The following is a 17,482-nucleotide window of genomic DNA, read 5'->3' on the forward strand; positions in this document are numbered from 1 at the left end:
TTTTTCCGATCCGATTTCCTCGGTGCTTTCCAGGTTCCCGCTTTTGTTTCGCGGTTTCCTTTCCGGCGGTTCCGACTTTATCAGAAGATTCGAGCCGGTCTGACCGGCCGCTCGTTTCCGATTCATCGGGAGGTGGCTTCTTCGAAATCGATGTTCCGAGAAGCAGACAGACACTCACTGCTGCCGACCGGATTGGATCCAGTTCCAGGCAACTGTTCGAATCTACCTCCCCGTCTGGTCCGTGTCAACGGCTCCTGCGGGGCGAAGGAGAGACTAACAGCTCGACGGGCGTGCCCGCACATCAGGCGGCCGTGGGGACCGTGGCGCTGCGCTCAACCGCCTCGACGTCGCCTGTCTCTCCGCTGCGCGCTGCTCGGCCGCCCAGGACGAACACGTACAGGAGGAAGGCGAGCTCGGCGAGGATTCCGATGCCGATGCGGGCCCAGGTGGGCAGGCCGGAGGGGGTTACGAAGCCTTCGATGGCGCCGGACACGAAGAGGACGAGGGCGAGGCCGATCGCCATGCCGATGGCGGCACGGCCTTCCTCCGCGAGGGCCGTGCGGCGGGTTCGGGGGCCGGGGTCGATGACGGTCCAGCCGAGGCGGAGCCCGGTGCCGGCGGCCACGAAGACCGCGGTCAGTTCGAGCATGCCGTGCGGGAGGACAAGGCCGAGGAAGGTGTCGAGGCGGCCTGCGGAGGACATCAGGCCGAAGCCGACGCCGAGATTGAGCATGTTCTGGAAGAGGATCCACAGGACGGGCAGGCCGAGGAAGATGCCCAGGATCAGGCACTGGGCGGCGGCCCAGGCGTTGTTCGTCCAGACCTGGGCGGCGAAGGAGGCCGCGGGGTGGCTCGAGTAGTAGGTCTCGTACTGGCCACCCGGGCGCGTGAGATCGCGCAGCTCGCTCGGGGCGGCGATGGACGCCTGCACATCGGGGTGGGTGCCTATCCACCAGCCCAGAATGATCGCGATGACGGTGGAGATGAGAGCCGTGGGCACCCACCAGCGCCGTGATCTGTAGACGGCCGAGGGGAAACCGTGGGCCAGGAAGCGGGTGACATCCCTCCATGAGGCGCGGCGGGTGCCTGTCACGGCGCTACGCGCGCGTGCCACGAGTTGGCTGAGTCGTCCGGTCAGCTGGGGATCGGGTGCGCTGGACTGGATGAGGGAGAGATGGGTGGCCGTGCGCTGGTAGAGCGTGACGAGTTCGTCGGCCTCGGCTCCGGTGAGGCGCCGGCGTCCGAGGAGGGCGTCGAGGCGGTCCCATTCGGCTCGGTGCGCGGTGACGAAGACGTCGAGGTCCATCGGTCTGCCTGCTCCTCGGCTGCTCGTCGGCGGCTCGTCCTGGATGTCAGCTTGTCGTACTGCGGCGCGATGCGCCCTCAGCTTGGCAGACTGGCCGTTGCGAGGGCAGGCCAGGGGAAGGGCGACGGGCGTGAGTGAGCTGGTGACGGGCGAGGCGGTGGCGCTGGAGTTGCGCCCTGCGAGGCTGCCCAGCAGGGCGCTGGCGGTGTTGCTGGATCTGGTCGTGGCCGTGGCGGTTTATGTGGCCCTGACCATCGCGCTTGTCGCCGCCACCGCTTCGTTGGACGACGCGGCTCAGGTCGCCGTGTCGCTCGCGGTGTTCGTCCTGGTCCTGGTCGGCGCTCCGATCGCGGTGGAGACGTTGAGCCATGGGCGTTCCCTCGGGAAGCTGGCGTGTGGACTGCGGGTGGTGCGGGACGACGGTGGTCCGATCCGGTTCCGGCATGCGCTGGTCCGGGGCGGGATCGGTGTGATCGAGATCCTGATGACCTTCGGCGTCATCGCGTGCATCGCCTCGCTCGTGTCGGCGCGCGGGCGACGGCTCGGGGACGTGTTCGCCGGGACGCTCGTCGTACGGGAGCGGGTGCCTGTCGCGCGGACCGGTTTTCTGCCGCCGCCACCGCCCTGGCTGGCCGGGCGGTTCTCGGAGCTCGATCTGTCCGCGGTTCCCGACGGGCTGTGGCTCACCGTCCGCCAGTACCTGGCCCGCATGCAGCAGCTGGATCCGCAGGTCGGGTGGGCCATGGCGGAGCGGCTCGCCTCTGACCTCGCGTCCCACACCGGAACGCCGGTTCCGCAGGGCGTTCCGCCGGCGGCCTATCTGGCGGCGGTGCTGCAGGAGCGGCAGGCCCGGGAAGTTCGGCGGTCGTTCGCGAACGGGGCCGGTGCCGGCTCGAATCCGTACGGGGTCCCTTCCGGCAGCACGTCCCGAACGCCGTCCTCGCAGCCTGCGGCCCCAGCCGCCACCGGACAGGCCGGTCTCGGAGGCCACCGCGCGGCGCCGCAGTCGGCACCTCCGGCATTCGAAGCGCCGGCGGCTCAGCCGCAGGGGTCACCGGCCGCCCCGCCACAGGCCTCGCCGCCCGCGGACCGCCCGACCACCGGACGGACAGGGTTCGTGCCTCCGGCCTGACCCTGCGTGCGCTGGGGTCTGGCGCCACGTCCTCCCGGCAACTCCCCATACAGCGGCATCCTCCTGGACACCCCTCGTCGTCACTCGAACGTCGACGGCGGCGACTCGAGGTCCTCCAGCTCGATTCCGGGCGCTGCGAGGACCACGTCGCCGGCGATGTGCACGACGTGCTGTTCTCCCGTGTCCAGGGCTGTGACCTGGTATTCGTCCACGGTCAGAGGGCCGTTGTCAGTGGCGTGTGCTTCTCTGTTCACCAAGGTCCAGGACTGGTCCACGGTGCGCGGGGCGAGGACGGGATCGGTGAGAGCTACGAGGCGTACGCGGGTTGGCGTGGCGGAAGGGGTGAGGCGCAGGAGACGCGTGGTGGCGATGAGGAATGCGGGGGATGTGCCGGTGAAGGCGTGGGCGCGCACGTTGCCTTCGGTGGCATGGGTCCCGGTCGGGTCCGTACGGACCCAGGTGACGCCGTCCAGGGCGGCGCCGCGTACCTGCCAGTCCGCGGCGTGGAGTTCGAGGCGGATGGGGCGGCCCAGGTCGTCGAGGGTGAGGTCCACGGAGCCGTGGTGGTCGCCCGACGGCGTGGTCAGTCGGGAGACGTAGCGCCAGCCGGAGGGGCCGGGGGCGCACTGGAAGTGTTCTTCAGCGAGGGGGGTGTGATCGTGCGGATCGTGGAGCGAATAACGGCCGCGGGGCATGGGGGTCCTGGAGCGTGAGGGCTGGTCCGGCCGATGGACCGGGCGGCCGAAGGGGCAGGCCCCCGACACGGGGGTGCGGGGGCCTGCCTCGGAGGTGGGGCGGCTGGTGAGGGTGTCAGCGCACCGACGCGCTCACCAGCATGCCGTGCCGTACCGCTCGAAGGCGGTGCGGGTCGCTCAGTAGCGGTAGTGGTCGGGCTTGTAGGGGCCGTCGACGTCGACGCCGATGTAGGCGGCCTGCTCCGGGCGGAGGGTGGTCAGCTTGACGCCGAGGGCGTCCAGGTGGAGGCGGGCGACCTTCTCGTCCAGGTGCTTGGGCAGCGTGTACACGCCCGTCGGGTACTCGTCCGGCTTGGTGAACAGCTCGATCTGGGCCAGCGTCTGGTCCGCGAAGGAGTTGGACATCACGAACGAGGGGTGGCCGGTGGCGTTGCCCAGGTTCAGCAGACGGCCCTCGGACAGCACGATGATGACCTTGCCGTCGGGGAAGGTCCAGGTGTGCACCTGCGGCTTGACCTCGTCCTTGACGATGCCCGGGATCTTGGCGAGGCCGGCCATGTCGATCTCGTTGTCGAAGTGACCGATGTTGCCCACGATCGCCTGGTGCTTCATCTTGGCCATGTCGCCGGCCATGATGATGTCCTTGTTGCCGGTCGTGGTGATGAAGATGTCGGCCTTGTCGATGACCTCGTCGAGGGTGGTGACCTGGTAGCCGTCCATCGCCGCCTGCAGCGCGCAGATCGGGTCGATCTCGGTCACGATGACGCGGGCACCCTGGCCGCGCAGCGACTCCGCGCAGCCCTTGCCCACGTCGCCGTAGCCGCACACCACCGCGGTCTTGCCGCCGATCAGCACGTCGGTGGCGCGGTTGATGCCGTCGATCAGGGAGTGGCGGCAGCCGTACTTGTTGTCGAACTTCGACTTCGTCACCGCGTCGTTGACGTTGATCGCCGGGAACAGCAGGGCGCCGTCACGCTGCATCTCGTAGAGGCGGTGGACACCGGTCGTGGTCTCCTCCGTCACGCCACGGATCTCCGAGGCGAGCTGGGTCCACTTCTGCGAGCCGTCGGTGATGGTGCGGTGCAGGAGCTCGAGGATGACGCGGTGCTCGTCGGACTCGGCTGTGTCGACGGAGGGGACCTTGCCGTCCTTCTCGTACTCGACGCCCTTGTGGACGAGGAGGGTGGCGTCACCGCCGTCGTCGAGGATCATGTTCGGGCCGCCGGTGGGGCTGTCCGGCCAGGTCAGCGCCTGCTCGGTGCACCACCAGTACTCCTCCAGCGTCTCGCCCTTCCAGGCGAAGACGGGGATGCCCTGAGGGTTGTCCGGCGTGCCGTTCGGGCCGACGGCGATGGCGGCGGCCGCGTGGTCCTGGGTGGAGAAGATGTTGCAGGAGGCCCAGCGGACCTGCGCGCCCAGAGCGGCGAGGGTCTCGATGAGGACGGCGGTCTGCACCGTCATGTGCAGGGAGCCGGTGATGCGGGCGCCGGCCAGGGGCTGCGCGTCGGCGTACTCCTTGCGGATGGACATCAGGCCGGGCATCTCGTGCTCGGCGAGGGTGATCTCCTTGCGGCCGAACTCGGCCAGGGAGAGGTCGGCGACCTTGAAGTCCTGTCGGTTTTCGACAGTCGTCATTGCGAGCTGCTCCTCGGGGTTGGGGCGAGGTTGGGTACGGCTGATCTGCGCGGCGGCGGACACAGGGGTGCCCGAAAGAGGACACAGGCATGCCCGCGTACGCGCAGCGCAGTCCGTCGGAGGCCCTCTCTCCCTCGGTCGGTCCGCGGTGGGACCGCCCGACCGCCATCAGCAGCGACGTCTGGCTCGGTTCCAAGCTACACCGGTCGCCCCGGCGGTCCCCAGTCCACCATCGAACACATCAGGCCGATCACTGTGTGTTGCGGGTGACGGACGGCCGTTCAGTGGCCGGCGGGGTGGGGAGCCGGGCCGCCCGGTGTCGCTTCGCGGTCCGGGCCCTTGGCGGCCTCGGCCTCGCTGTAGATGTCCGGTTCGAGGTAGATCACGCGTGCGATGGGAACCGCGGCGCGGATGCGGGCCTCGGCGGCGTTGATGGCGGAGGCGACCTCGGCTGCCGTGTCGTCGTGCTGCACGGCGATCTTCGCGGCGATCAGCAGCTCCTCCGGGCCGAGGTGGAGGGTGCGCATGTGGATGATGCCGGTGACCGTGTCGCCGTCGACGACGGCGGCCTCGATCTTCTTGACCTCCTCCAGGCCCGCGGCCTCGCCGAGCAGAAGGGACTTGGTCTCGGCGGCGAGGATGAGCGCGATGGAGACGAGCAGCACACCGATGCAGACCGTGCCGATGCCGTCCCAGAGGCCGTCGCCGGTGAGCAGGGCCAGGCCGACGCCGCCAAGGGCGAGCACCAGACCGATGAGCGCGCCGAAGTCCTCCAGGAGGACGACGGGCAGCTCGGGCGCCTTGGCGCGGCGGATGAACTGCGACCAGGAGAGCTTGCCCCGCAGTTCGTTCGACTCCTTGATCGCCGTCTTGAAGGAGAAGCCCTCGGCCAGTATCGCGAAGACGAGGACGCCCACCGGCCAGTACCAGTGCTCCACCTCGTGGGGGTGGCGGATCTTCTCGTATCCCTCGTAGATGGCGAACATGCCGCCGACCGAGAAGAGCACGATGGAGACGAGGAAGGCGTAGATGTACCGCTCGCGGCCGTAGCCGAAGGGGTGTTGCGGGGTCGCCTCGCGCTCGGCCTTCTTGCCGCCGATCAGCAGCAGGAACTGGTTGCCGGAGTCGGCGAGCGAGTGGACGCCCTCGGCGAGCATCGAGGAGGAGCCGCTGAAGGCGAACGCGACGAACTTGGATGCCGCGATCGCGAGGTTGGCGCCGAGTGCCGCCACGATCGCCCTGGTGCCGCCTGACGCGCTCATGTGTCCGCGTTGTCCCTTCGCCCTCGTCCGTCCGGCCGGTGTCGGCCTTTGCCCGTCCTTTGCCGGTGGGCCATTCTTGCAGTCCCGCCCGGCACTGACGTCTCAGGTATCCACAACCCCGGTCATACGATCACAGTGGCGCGGAAAATCGTGCCCGCGCCCGACACCTCGGCCTGCTCGCCCGCCGGGACGAACACCGACTGGCCGGGGGCCAGTTCGTGCTCGCCGGCCCGTACCGAACCGGCCGTGCACAGCAGGATCTGCGGGGTGGCGCGGGTGAGGTCGTGGGTGGCGCCGCCCTCGGGGAGGACGTAACGCGACAGCCGGAACTCGTCGATGGGGGTCTCGTAGACCTCCTCGCCGTCCGGGGATGCCTCGGGCCGCAGCACGCCCGGGTCGCTCGCCTCGAAGCGGACGATGCGCAGGAGTTCGGGGACGTCGACGTGCTTGGGGGTCAGGCCGCAGCGCAGCACGTTGTCGGAGTTGGCCATGATCTCGACGCCGAGGCCGTTGAGGTACGCGTGCGGGATGCCGGCGCCCAGGAAGAGGGCCTCGCCGGGCTGCAGACGGACGTGGTTGAGCAGCATCGCGGCGATGACGCCGGGGTCGCCCGGGTAGTGGTGGGCGATCTCGGCGTACGGGGCGTACTGGCCGCCCAGGCGGGCGCAGGCGGCCGCGGCCTCGGTGACGGTGTGGCGCATCTCCTCCGGGTCGGCGCTGAGGATCGCCGTGAGGACCTCCCGCAGGGCGGCGTCCTCGGGGTGGGCGTGCAGCAGGTCGATGTACGGCTTGAGGGAGTCGACGCCGAGGCCGTCCAGCAGGTCGGCGGCCCGGAGCGGGTCGCGGAAGCCGCACAGGCCGTCGAACTCGGTGAGGGCGCAGATCAGTTCGGGCTTGTGGTTGGCGTCCTTGTAGTTGCGGTACGGGGCGTCGACGGGGATCCGGCGGCGCTCCTCGCCCTCGTAACCCTCCTTCGCCTGCGCGAGATCGGGATGCACCTGGAGGGAGAGCGGGGCGCCGGCGGCGAGGATCTTGAGCAGGAACGGCAGGCGGGGGCCGAACTTGCCGACGGCCCCCGGGCCCAGTTCCTTCTCCGGGGCCGCGTCGATCACCTCCACCAGGGTGCCGCGTGCTGTGCGCGAGGGGGCACCGGGGTGGGCGCCCATCCACATCTCCGCCTGGGGTTCACCGCTCGGTTCGACGCCGAGGAGGGCGGGGATGGCGGTGGTGGAACCCCAGGCGTAGGGGCGGATGGTGTTGTCCAGGCGGTCCATGCGGTTCTCTCTGCCGGTCGATCGGTACGCGCGTGCGTGTACGGCTGTTTTCAGGGCGCAGGCGTCAAGATCAGGCCCCCGAGGCGAGCGCCAGGTAAACGGCGGCGAAATCGGTGATGGCGATCAGTTCGGCGAGCGTCTCCAGTTCGCCGCCCTCGTCCGGTTCCAGCTCGCTGATCGGCGTGTCGTGGCTGAGGGCCAGGTCACGGGCGGCGGGGGCGGCGGTGAGACCGCCGATCGGCCGGTCGCGCAGGAGCACCACGCGTGCGTGCAGTGCGGGCGGCTCCTCCACCCGGTCGCGGAAGAAGTCGTCCGGGTCGGCGCTGGCGGCGAGCGGGCCGGCCAGGAGGGCGCTGTGCGCGGCGAGCGCCTCGGGGAGTTCGGCGACGACGGCGGGGGTGCCGGAGAGCTCCGCGAGCGCGGCGGCGAACCGGCGCCCGGCCGGGCCCGCCGAGGTGCCCTCGGTCCACACGATCGGCAGCGCGTCGGCGAGTTCGGCGGCGAGGGTCTTCGCGGGGTTGCTGTACGTCGCGATGGCGGGGCCGCAGCGCTCGGCGACCTGGTCGAGGCGGTCGGCGACCTTCTCGATCGCGTCCGCCGGGGCGCTGAGCAGACCGGTGCGGTCCAGGAGCACGAGCAGGGGCGTCAGCAGCGCCCACAGCACGCCGGGGGCGGACGCGGCCAGGGGCTCGTCCTGGTCGTACGGGGCCGTCGCCATCGGTACGAAGAAGCCGTGGGCGCCCTCCACCGCCTCCGAGAGGGGCGTGCGGGCGGGGGCGACGGCGACGACCGTGCAGCCCCGGCGGTAGGCCGCGTCGGCGAGGATGGACAGGCCCGGTTCCGTGCCGTCCGGGGTGGCGATCAGGAGCAGGTCGACCGAGCCGGCCCAGCCGGGGAGTTCCCAGCGCAGGGCGCCGGCCGCGGGGGCGACGCCGGTCGGGGCGAGGCGGCTGACGGGGCTGCCGGGGCCTGCGAGGGTGCCGAGGAGGTCGGCGGCGTGCGTGGCGGCGGCGCCGGGGCCCGCGATGAGGACGGCGCGGGGGCGGCCGTCGGGCTTCAGGTCGTTGACGCCGGCCTCGGCGGCGTGCCGGGCGGCGGTGCGGACGCGGGCGCCGGCCTCGGCGGCACCGCGCAGCAGGCCGCGGCGGTCGGCCTCCGACAGGGCCTCGGGGGTGTCGAGCAGCGATTCGTCGAGCATGGGGCGGCGGCCTCCGATCGCCGGGGACGGTTGTGCCGGCGGCGGCTTGGCGGGCGGGCGTGTGGGCGGGCGTCCCCGGGGGTGTGGGCCGGGGGGCGCCTTGTTGTGGCTTGTCTGCGGGGTTTGTCTGCGGCTTGTCTGCGGTGGACTGTCTGGGATTCGTCTCTGGCTTGTCGCTTGTGCGGGCGGCGGGGGTGTCGAGTGCGTTGGCGGCCCGTGTACGTCGGCGGCGGGCTGTCGGGTGACTCGGCTGCGGGCTGTCGGATACGCCGGTCGCGGGCTGCGTCGCTTGTGTCGGGGGCGGCTGCGTCGCTGGCTTCGGCTGGCTGGGCTCGTCGCTTACGTCAGTGACAGGGATCGTCCGTTGCCTCGGTGACGGGGGCCATCGCTCGCGTCGGCGGCCGGCTGCGGGGCTTGGAGGCGGCGCTGGTCGTCGTCTGTGAGCGGGTGGCCTCTGCGCCGGCTTCGCGCGGGGCGGCGGCTCGCTCTACGCGGGGCGACGGGCCTCGTCGACGAGGAGGACGGGGATGTCGTCGCGGACCGGATAGGCGAGGCCGCAGTCCTGGCCCGTGCAGATCAGCTCGGTGTCCTGCTCCTTGAGGGGGGCGTGGCAGGCCGGGCAGGCGAGGATCTCCAGGAGGCCGGCTTCGAGCGGCATGGGGTGTCCCTTCGGGGCGGGTACGCGTGCGCGTGCGGGTCGGTGTGCGGGGGTGCGCGGATGTGCCTGGTCAGGGTACCGCCGGTGGGGGCGGGGTGCCGGGGTTGGGAGCGGGTGGGTGGGGGTGCGGGACGGTTTCTCGCCCCCGCCGCCCCTACCCGTCCCATCCCCAGGGGCTGCCGCCCCTTCGACCCCGCGCGGGGGCTCCGCCCCCTGGGCCCCCGCCGGGGCTCCGCCCCGGACCCCTATCGGCCCTTCGGGCCTCGTCCTCAAACGCCGGACGGGCTGAAAATCCAAACGCCGGACGCCGGACGGGCTCACCACAACCTGCTCAACCCCTGATGATCGCCAGTACCTCGTCCCGCACCTTGGTCATCGTCGCCTCGTCCCTCGCCTCCGCGTTCAGCCGCAGCAGCGGTTCCGTGTTGGAGGGGCGGACGTTGAACCACCAGTCGGTGGACGTGACGGTGAGGCCGTCGAGTTCGTCGAGGGTGACGTCCTCGCGGTCGCCGTACGTCGATCTGATCGCCGCCAGGCGGGCCTTCTGGTCGGCCACGGTGGAGTTGATCTCGCCGGAGCCCACGTAGCGGTCGTATTCGGCCACGAGCGAGGACAGGGGGCCGGACTGGCCGCCCAGGGCCGCGAGGACGTGCAGGGCCGCCAGCATGCCCGTGTCGGCGTTCCAGAAGTCCTTGAAGTAGTAGTGCGCGGAGTGTTCGCCGCCGAAGATCGCGCCCGACGAGGCCATCTCGGCCTTGATGAAGGAGTGGCCGACCCGGGTGCGGACCGGGGTGCCGCCGTGCTCCCTGACCACCTCGGGGACCGACCACGACGTGATCAGGTTGTGGATGATCACGCCCTTGCCGCCGTTCCTCGCCAGTTCGCGCGCGGCCACCAGTGCCGTGATCGCGGACGGGGAGACGGGGTCGCCGTGCTCGTCGACCACGAAGCAGCGGTCCGCGTCGCCGTCGAAGGCGATGCCGAGGTCGGCGGACTCCTCGCGCACGCGCTGCTGCAGGTCGACGATGTTGGCCGGGTCGAGCGGGTTGGCCTCGTGGTTGGGGAAGGTGCCGTCGAGTTCGAAGTACATCGGGATGACGGTCAGGGGCAGGCCGTCGAACACCGTGGGCACGGTGTGGCCGCCCATGCCGTTGCCCGCGTCGACCACGACCTTCAGGGGGCGGATGGAGGTCAGGTCCACGAGGGAGCGGAGGTGGGCCGCGTAGTCCGTCAACGTGTCACGCTGTGTGATGGTTCCCGGTGACGCGGCCGGTTCCGGCGCACCGGACTCGGTCCACTCCTCCGCCAGTTCGCGGATCTGGGCCAGGCCCGTGTCCTGGCCCACCGGCGCCGCGCCCGCCCGGCACATCTTGATGCCGTTGTACTGGGCCGGGTTGTGCGAGGCCGTGAACATCGCGCCCGGCAGGCCGAGCGCGCCCGAGGCGTAGTACAGCTGGTCGGTCGAGCACAGGCCGATCTCGGTGACGTCGGCGCCCTGGGCCGCCGCGCCGCGCGCGAAGGCGCGTGACAGGCCCGGCGAGGAGGGGCGCATGTCGTGGCCGGTCACGATCGCGTCCGCCCCGGTGACGCGAACGAAGGCGGCGCCGAAGAGCTCGGCCAGTGTCTCGTCCCACTGGTCCGGGACCACTCCGCGTACGTCGTACGCCTTCACGATCTGCGACAGATCAGCAGCCACGGCCAACCCTCCTGAAGTCCTATGGGTGGCCCACAAACTACCCGTAGCGGATGAGCGGGCGCCGACCGGACGTCGAGTAGGGCGTTCTCTGCCCGTTGCCTCGGATCAGGGCCGGGTACGGGCGAGGACGTCGGCGGGAAACACCGGAAGGGGCAACCGCAGGAGGGGAGTCGGTCAGTTGTCCGGCGAGCGCAGCACCCGCAGGTGGCCGCGGCGCGCGACCTCCCTGGGATCCGCCGAGCGAGCCCCGCCGCCGCCCGCCCCGGCCGCCCGCTCCTGCGGACGGGCCGCCTCGCGCACGGCGTTGGCAAGCGCTTCCAGGTCGTCGCCGCTGGGGCGGGCCGGGGCGGAGCCGTCGAGGAGGCGGACGACCTCCCAGCCGCGGGGGGCTGTGAGGCGCTCGGAGTGCTCGGCGCACAGGTCGTAGCAGTGGGGTTCGGCGTAGGTGGCGAGCGGGCCGAGGACCGCGGTCGAGTCGGCGTAGACGTACGTCAGCGTCGCGACGGCGGGTCGGCCGCAGGCGGTTCGCGAACAGCGACGTACAGGGCTCACGACGTTGGACGGTACCGCACTCTTGAGCGGGCCGCGACGACTCTCCCCCAGGTCACCCCACCGTGTCGTGCTGTGAATCGCCCCACACACCCCTTCCGACACCCACCGCTGACCTGCGCGTACGTCCGTTCACAGGGCGTCGGGCGGCCCCTCGTCCGATCAACACTCCGTACAAACACCGTCATTTGCCTCGACATCGACGGTCTCGGAGAGATACGGAATCGAGCCCAACCTTGGCTGGAATGGTCATCCTGAGACATGGCCCACCAAGCCCCCGGGACCGTCCGGTATGCCGCGTGGGGTCGGGCGGCCGGTCCGCGCGGGGACTACGCTTCACCGGTGATGGACAACCCCGTACCGCCCCGGGCCGCTGCCCCCGGGCCCCGTCGTCGTGACCGCCACGGCCGCGGCATGCGCGGGCCGATCGCACCGCCCCAGGTGCCGCTCGCCGCGAGCCGCGCCGACGCGTTCGCGGATCTGGTGCAGGACTCGGTGGAGCGCCTGGAGCGGCGCTGGCCCCAGCTCGCCGACATCGATTTCCTCGTCCTGGAGGTGCCGCGTCTGGACGGCCCCGGGCAGAGCTGGAACGACGAGGCGGTGCCCCTGGGCGGCACGATCGCCCCGCGCGAGGGACGGCCCGCGCGCGTGGTGGTCTACCGGCGGCCGGTGGAGATCCGCACGAAGGGGCGTGACGAGCGCGCCGCCCTGGTGCACGAGGTCGTCGTCGAGCAGGTCGCCGAGATCCTCGGGCTGACCCCCGAGACGGTCGACCCGCGCTACGGCGAGGACTGACCCCCACCGCCCGCCCACTTCCCACCCGCCTACTTCTGCAGCACCGACAGGTCCTGGTCCGTCTCCGGTACGGCGACCGTCCCCCGGTCGTCCGGCAGCGTCTGCACGGTGAAGCCCGGTACGCCACCTTCCGTCGCCGCCAGGGTGCGCGCGGCGTAGACGGGGCCGCCGGACACGGTCTCGACCGTCAGCGCGTACGTGCCCTTCAGAGCGCTCGGGACCGGGGCGTCGACGTCCTGGGTGGTGCCGGCCTTGATCGTGTACGTCTTCGAGACCGCCGTGCCGCCGTCGCTGCCCGCCGAGGCGGTGACCTTGACCTGGGCGGTGCGGGTGGGCGCGGTGATGGACAGGGTGGTGCCCTTGCCGCTGTTGTCGGCGGACGTCGCGCGCGTGCCGACCGGCGCGGTGGCCGGGATGAACGCCGTCTCCTGCTTGGCGCCCTTGCCGCGTACGACCTTGAGCGCGGCGACGACCGGCACGGACTCGCCGGTCGGCGTGAGGATCAGGGAGCCCGCCTCGCCGCGGGTGACGTCACCGAGGTCGGCGGCGGTCGTCATGCCCGCCTTGACGTGCAGCGTCTCGTTGCCGGCGGGGGTGATCGAACCGCTCGGGGAAGCGAGCCGCACCTTCAGGTCGGCGTCCGCGTCGCCGGGCGTGAAGGCGATCAGGCGCACGGAGGTGGCGTCCTTGGGGATGCCCGGCAGGACGAGGCTGCCCGTGGGGTCGGTGGAAGCGGCCAGCCAGTCGCCGCCGGCCTTGTCGTCCAGCGCCTGCACGGCGGCGCCCAGCCGGCCGCTGCGGACGTTCACGTGGACGGTGAGGTCGGTCTGCTTCTGGTCGGTGAGCGTGGACAGCAGGATCGGCTCGCTGGAGTGCGGCGGGACCGTGATGCCCTCCCCCACCGTGGACTTGAGGTCGCCGTCCTTGCCGTAGAGCTCGATGTCGGCGACGGCGGCGGAGTCGTCGGGGTTGGTCAGGTGCACGTAGTCGGTGCGGCCGGCGGCGGTGCTGGCGCCCGGGAACCAGAACTCGGTGTCGGGAGCGGTGCAGTTGACGCCCTGCAGGCCGCGCCCGTTGCCCGCGGCGACCTCGATGGTCTCCTGGACCGTCCAGCCGGGCGCGAACTTCCCCTCGGCCGTGCCGACCAGACCGGGCGTGTCCGAACCGGAGGCGTCGGCCGTCACCGGAGTGCCGGGCTCCTTGGGGGTGAGGGCCGGCGCGCCGGTCTTCTTCTTGCCGCCCTTCTTGGCGCCGTTCTTGCCGTCCGTCTTGCCGGCGTCGCCCGTTCCGTCGGCCGACTGTTCGGTGGCGGCCTGGAACGCGGCCTTGCCGTCGCTCGACGTGCCCTTGGTGACGGGCGTGAAGGACGTGTACGACGTCTCGGCGAGGTCGGAGGTGCTGGGTGCCGGGCACAGCAGTGAGGTGCGCTCCACGGGCAGTTCGGCGGCCGCCCTGGCCGTGTCCTTGCCGGAGGCGCCCGGCGCGGACAGCGACGCGAAGCCCGTGACGGCGGCGAGCGCGGCGGTCCCGGCGATCAGGGACAGGGTGGTGCGGTTCACTGCTGACTCCCGTCGGGGCGCTCAGGGGCGTGCGGGTGCTGCTGCGCCGGGTCGTACGCGGGGTCGTAACCCTGCTGGTACGTCGGGTCGTAGGCGGTCTGGTCGTACGTCCCCTGGGTCTGGCCGCCGTAGCCGTACGGGTCGTACTGGCCGCTCTGGTACGGGTCCGCCTGGTACGTCTGGTCGTAGCCCGCCGGGTACTGCTGGGCGCCCTGGTACTGCTGCTGCTCGGCGTAGTCGCCGTACTGGGCGCCCGCGTAGGTCGCCGAGTCCCTCCCCCAGGCTTCGCCCGGGGGGACCCCCACGTCGTATGCCTGCTGCTGCGGAACGGCGACCGGGGTCTCCTCCTGCGGAGGAGACGGGAACTCCTCGCTCTGATCCGCCTCCTCGGCCTCGGCCTGGGCGCGCAGGCGGCGGGCGCGGCGGCCCTCGCCCGCGACGGCCTGGGCGGGGATCGACGGCTCCTCGGGGAGGTCGTCGTCGACGTCGCGGCGCCGGCCCGGCAGGGCGAGGACGACCAGGACGACGGCGAGGGCGCCCTGGGCCCACAGCCAGGCGGTGTGGGTGATCGGGGCGTCGTAGGTGACGTCGAGGCGCCCGCCGGAGGCGGGGAGCTGGAAGCCCTGGGCCCAGCCGTCGACCGTGGTGCGGGTGAGCGGCTTGCCGTCCAGGGTGGCCGTCCAGCCCTCGGCGGCGGTGTCGGCCAGGCGCAGGACGCGGCCGTCGGGGCCGGCCGGGACCGTGGTGTGGATGTCGACGGGGCCGGCGGCGACGGGCTGCGGGGCGCCGGTTCCGGAGACGATGGTGGCGCGCGCGACCTCCTGGTCGACCCGCCACAGCGCGCTGCCGCCCTGCTGGCTCAGCCGGGACAGGCCCGGCGTGGCGTCGAGGACGCGAGTGATGTCGCGGGGCGCGCCGTTGTGGACGAGGACGTAGCGCACGGCGAACTTGCCGAGCTGGTCGGCCTGGTCGGCGCCGGAGCCGGCGACCAGGTTGGCGACGACCTTGTCCAGCTGGGCGTTCTCGCCGTCGGCCGCGGCCGTCTCGGCGTCCCCCATGCGGGCGCCGGAGCCGCGGACCAGGGTGTAGCCGACGCGCGCGGTGGAGTCGCTGTCGAGGACGAGCGTGCGTGCCTGGTCGCGGGTGCCGCTCTCCTCGGCGACGAACGCGGGCACCTGGGTGGGGTCGCGCCGTTCGACCGGGCCGTCTGCGCCGCGGAGCATCCAGCCGCCGGCGATCAGCAGCGGGCCGGCGAACGAGGCGAAGGCGATCAGCGCGGCCACCGGCTGGCGCCAGCCGAAGCTCTGCTCGGCGACCCGCGCGCGGGCGCCGTCGGCGCCGAGGGCGGCGGCGCTCAGCAGGGCGAGGCCGTAGACGAGGGTCGCGGGTCCCGCCCAGGTCGAGTCGTTGGACAGGACGGCGAAGACCAGGCCCACCAGGGCGACCACCCAGGCCGCCCAGATGCCGGACTGGCGCTCCGAGCGCAGCAGGGCGGCCAGCGCGGCGAGCACGATGCCGATCAGCATGAGTCCGCTGACGGTGCCCGGGCCGCCGGGGCTCGCGCCGAGCAGGTCGAGGGCGGAGGCGGCCGAGCGGCCGTAGTCCAGGCCGGCCTCCTTGAAGAAGCCGGACGGCAGCAGGGTCAGCGACCAGGGGGCGAGGACCAGCAGGGGCGTGCCCAGCTGGGCGAGGAAGCGCAGGGCGTGGGCGGTGATGTCGGCGCGGCGCACGGCCAGGACCGCGACGCCCAGGATCAGGGCGATCGGCCACACGATCGGTGTGAAGGCGGTGGTGATCGTCAGCAGCAGCGCGTACGCCCAGGTGGCGCGCCAACTGCCGCGCGCGCCCGAGGGGTTCGCCAGGCCGCCGGCCGCCACGCCCGCGCGGGCGATGAGCGGCAGCAGGACGGCGAGTACGGCGGTGCCGATGCGGCCGCCCGCGAGGGCGCCGGTGGCGGCGGGCAGGAAAGCGTAGACGACGGCCGCCCACGCGCGCAGCAGCCGCGACTCGACCAGCGGGCGGGAGGCGAAGTAGGCGGTGAAGCCGGCCAGCGGCACCGAGCAGACCAGCAGGACCGTGACGGCGAGTCCGGTCGAACCGAAGAGCGCGGAGGAGAGGGTCGCCACGACCGCCAGGTACGGCGGGGCGGACGGTGTGCCGCCGGCGCCCACGCCGTGCCAGGCGTCGAGGTAGCGCGACCAGAGTTCACTCGAGTCGGCCGGTGCGGGCAGCAGGGCGCCGCCGGAGAGCGCGCCGCTTCCGAGCAGGTCGCGGCAGGCGATCAGGGAGACGAACAGCAGGACCAGGAAGAGCATCGGGCCGGGGGCGCGGGCGATGCGCTTGAGGCGGGCGAACTGCTCGATCTCCAGGAAGTCGGCGTCGTCGCCGCCGGGTCCGGACTCGATCCCGCCGCCGTGCCGTCCCGCGCCGGAGGTGGCGTCGGGGTCGGAGCTGCCGAAGAGGTCGCCCGCGACCTGTTCGACGGTGGCCCGCACGGTCGCTCCGGGCGGTGGGAACAGCGCGCGCAGCTCGCCCTTGTCGATCTGCGGCTGTCCGCGCCTGCGCCGGCCGGCGATGATCCGCTCGGGCCGCAGCAGTGTGCCCAGCAGGCCGCGGATCTCGTCGAGGGCCTGTCCGGGGACCTTGCCGACGAGATAGGCGATGGTACGCACGAGCGTGCCGAGCACCAGGCGCAGCAGCACCCAGGGCAGCGCGGCCGTACGGGCGTTGACGAGGAGGGTGTAGGCGGCGCCCGCCTTGTCGACCATGTGCGGGGAGGCGGCGCTGCGGCCCACGCAGTCGACGGTGCGGCGCTCGCGGGAGGCGGCCTCGGCGTGCCGTACGACCGCCTCGGGGGCGACGAGGACGCGGTGGCCGGCGGCGGTGGCGCGCCAGCACAGGTCGACGTCGTCGCGCATCAGCGGCAGCCGTTTGTCGAAGCCGCCGAGCTGTTCGAAGACGTCGCGGCGGATCAGCATGCCGGCGGTGGACACCGACAGCACGGACCGGACGTGGTCGTGCTGGCCCTGGTCCTGCTCGCGGCGGTCCAGGCCGGTCCAGCGGCGGCCGGAGTTGGCGATGGAGACGCCGACCTCGAGCAGCTGGCGTTTGTCGTACCAGCCGCGCAGCTTGGGGCCGACGACGGCCACGTCGTCGCGGCCGAGCTCCAGTTCGTTCTCCACGACGCGCAGCAGCTGGGCCAGGGCGTCGGGGTCGGGGGCGCTGTCGTCGTGCAGCAGCCACAGCCACTGGACCGGCTCGCCGTGCGGCAGCTCCGGCATGTCGTAGGCGTCGTCGCGCCAGGTGCGGGTGACGGGGTCCCAGCCGCTGGGGCGCTTCAGGTAGGGCAGCTCGTCCGGGGTGAGGACGGGGGCGGTCCGGGCGGCCTCCTCGACGGCCTGGCCGAAGCCGGTGCGGCGGGCGAGGTGCAGCACCCGGTCGGCGCCGAGGGCCTGGGTGAGCAGCTGGGCGGAGTCGTCCGCGCTGCCGGTGTCGGCGGCCATGGCGAACTGGACGGGCCGCTCCTGGCCGAGCAGCCCGGCGAGCGCGTCGGGCAGCCAGCGGGCGCCGTCGTGGGAGACGAGCACCGCGGTCACCACGTGACGCGGGAACTCAGGCGTGGCAGCGTCGTGTTGGGCTGCCGTGTGGCTGTGCACGGACATCGAGGTACGGGCCCCGGTTCGCTGGACTGCGGTGGACGTCTGTGCCCGGTGGGGGCAGCGA

13 protein-coding genes are annotated in these 17,482 nt (G+C 72.3%); 2 read left to right on the forward strand and 11 right to left on the reverse strand.

The features are described 5' to 3' along the window. Window positions 1-301 precede the first annotated feature (301 nt). Window positions 302-1,306 carry a stage II sporulation protein M gene (locus MKW14_RS18385; RefSeq protein ID WP_240863616.1) on the reverse strand — a complete coding sequence of 335 codons (1,005 nt, stop codon included), beginning with the start codon at window positions 1,304-1,306 and terminating at the stop codon, window positions 302-304. A 130-nt stretch (window positions 1,307-1,436) separates the two neighbouring features. Between MKW14_RS18385 and MKW14_RS18390 the strand changes: the two genes are divergently transcribed. Beyond that, complete coding sequence (locus MKW14_RS18390; RefSeq protein WP_240863617.1) at window positions 1,437-2,438, forward strand: RDD family protein; 1,002 nt, start codon at window positions 1,437-1,439, stop codon at window positions 2,436-2,438. 80 nt (window positions 2,439-2,518) lie between these two features. Here MKW14_RS18390 and MKW14_RS18395 read toward each other — a convergent pair whose 3' ends face one another. The 8 genes from MKW14_RS18395 to MKW14_RS18430 all read right to left on the reverse strand — a co-directional run bounded on the left by MKW14_RS18395 (window position 2,519) and on the right by MKW14_RS18430 (window position 11,408). Beyond that, the gene (locus MKW14_RS18395) at window positions 2,519-3,133 is read right to left on the reverse strand and encodes a hypothetical protein (protein WP_240863618.1); all 615 of its coding nucleotides are present in this window, start codon (window positions 3,131-3,133) and stop codon (window positions 2,519-2,521) included. 177 nt (window positions 3,134-3,310) lie between these two features. Then, window positions 3,311-4,768: an adenosylhomocysteinase gene (gene ahcY, locus MKW14_RS18400; RefSeq protein WP_240863619.1), complete on the reverse strand. Its 1,458-nt coding sequence runs from the start codon at window positions 4,766-4,768 to the stop codon at window positions 3,311-3,313. Window positions 4,769-5,049: 281 nt separating this feature from the next. Further along, entirely contained in the window at window positions 5,050-6,030 is a 981-nt protein-coding gene (locus MKW14_RS18405) for a cation diffusion facilitator family transporter (RefSeq protein ID WP_240863620.1), read from the reverse strand. 122 nt (window positions 6,031-6,152) lie between these two features. After that, window positions 6,153-7,304 (reverse strand): mannose-6-phosphate isomerase, class I, encoded by a 1,152-nt coding sequence (manA, locus tag MKW14_RS18410; protein WP_240863621.1) that lies wholly within the window; start codon window positions 7,302-7,304, stop codon window positions 6,153-6,155. Window positions 7,305-7,374: 70 nt separating this feature from the next. Then, window positions 7,375-8,502, reverse strand: a complete 1,128-nt coding sequence (locus tag MKW14_RS18415; protein WP_240863622.1) for an SIS domain-containing protein — start codon at window positions 8,500-8,502, stop codon at window positions 7,375-7,377. Window positions 8,503-8,989: 487 nt separating this feature from the next. Next, window positions 8,990-9,160 (reverse strand): Trm112 family protein, encoded by a 171-nt coding sequence (locus MKW14_RS18420; protein ID WP_133046004.1) that lies wholly within the window; start codon window positions 9,158-9,160, stop codon window positions 8,990-8,992. Window positions 9,161-9,491: 331 nt separating this feature from the next. Continuing rightward, window positions 9,492-10,856, reverse strand: coding sequence for a phosphomannomutase/phosphoglucomutase (locus MKW14_RS18425; protein WP_240863623.1), 1,365 nt, complete (start codon window positions 10,854-10,856; stop codon window positions 9,492-9,494). A 174-nt stretch (window positions 10,857-11,030) separates the two neighbouring features. After that, window positions 11,031-11,408: a DUF3499 domain-containing protein gene (locus tag MKW14_RS18430; protein ID WP_374116575.1), complete on the reverse strand. Its 378-nt coding sequence runs from the start codon at window positions 11,406-11,408 to the stop codon at window positions 11,031-11,033. A 342-nt stretch (window positions 11,409-11,750) separates the two neighbouring features. On the opposite strand from MKW14_RS18430, the gene MKW14_RS18435 reads away from it, so the two are divergent. Continuing rightward, window positions 11,751-12,200: a metallopeptidase family protein gene (locus MKW14_RS18435; protein WP_240863947.1), complete on the forward strand. Its 450-nt coding sequence runs from the start codon at window positions 11,751-11,753 to the stop codon at window positions 12,198-12,200. A gap of 29 nt (window positions 12,201-12,229) precedes the next feature. Here the strand turns inward: MKW14_RS18435 and MKW14_RS18440 are convergent, their stop codons facing one another. Beyond that, complete coding sequence (locus MKW14_RS18440) at window positions 12,230-13,759, reverse strand: DUF5719 family protein (RefSeq protein WP_240863624.1); 1,530 nt, start codon at window positions 13,757-13,759, stop codon at window positions 12,230-12,232. After that, window positions 13,756-17,421, reverse strand: a complete 3,666-nt coding sequence (locus MKW14_RS18445) for a glycosyltransferase (protein WP_240863625.1) — start codon at window positions 17,419-17,421, stop codon at window positions 13,756-13,758. The genes MKW14_RS18440 and MKW14_RS18445 overlap by 4 nt, the downstream gene beginning before the upstream one ends. Between the last annotated feature and the right edge of the window lie 61 nt (window positions 17,422-17,482).

Origin of the sequence: Streptomyces gilvus (genome assembly GCF_022513565.1) — a bacterium.
Lineage (GTDB): Bacteria > Actinomycetota > Actinomycetes > Streptomycetales > Streptomycetaceae > Streptomyces > Streptomyces gilvus.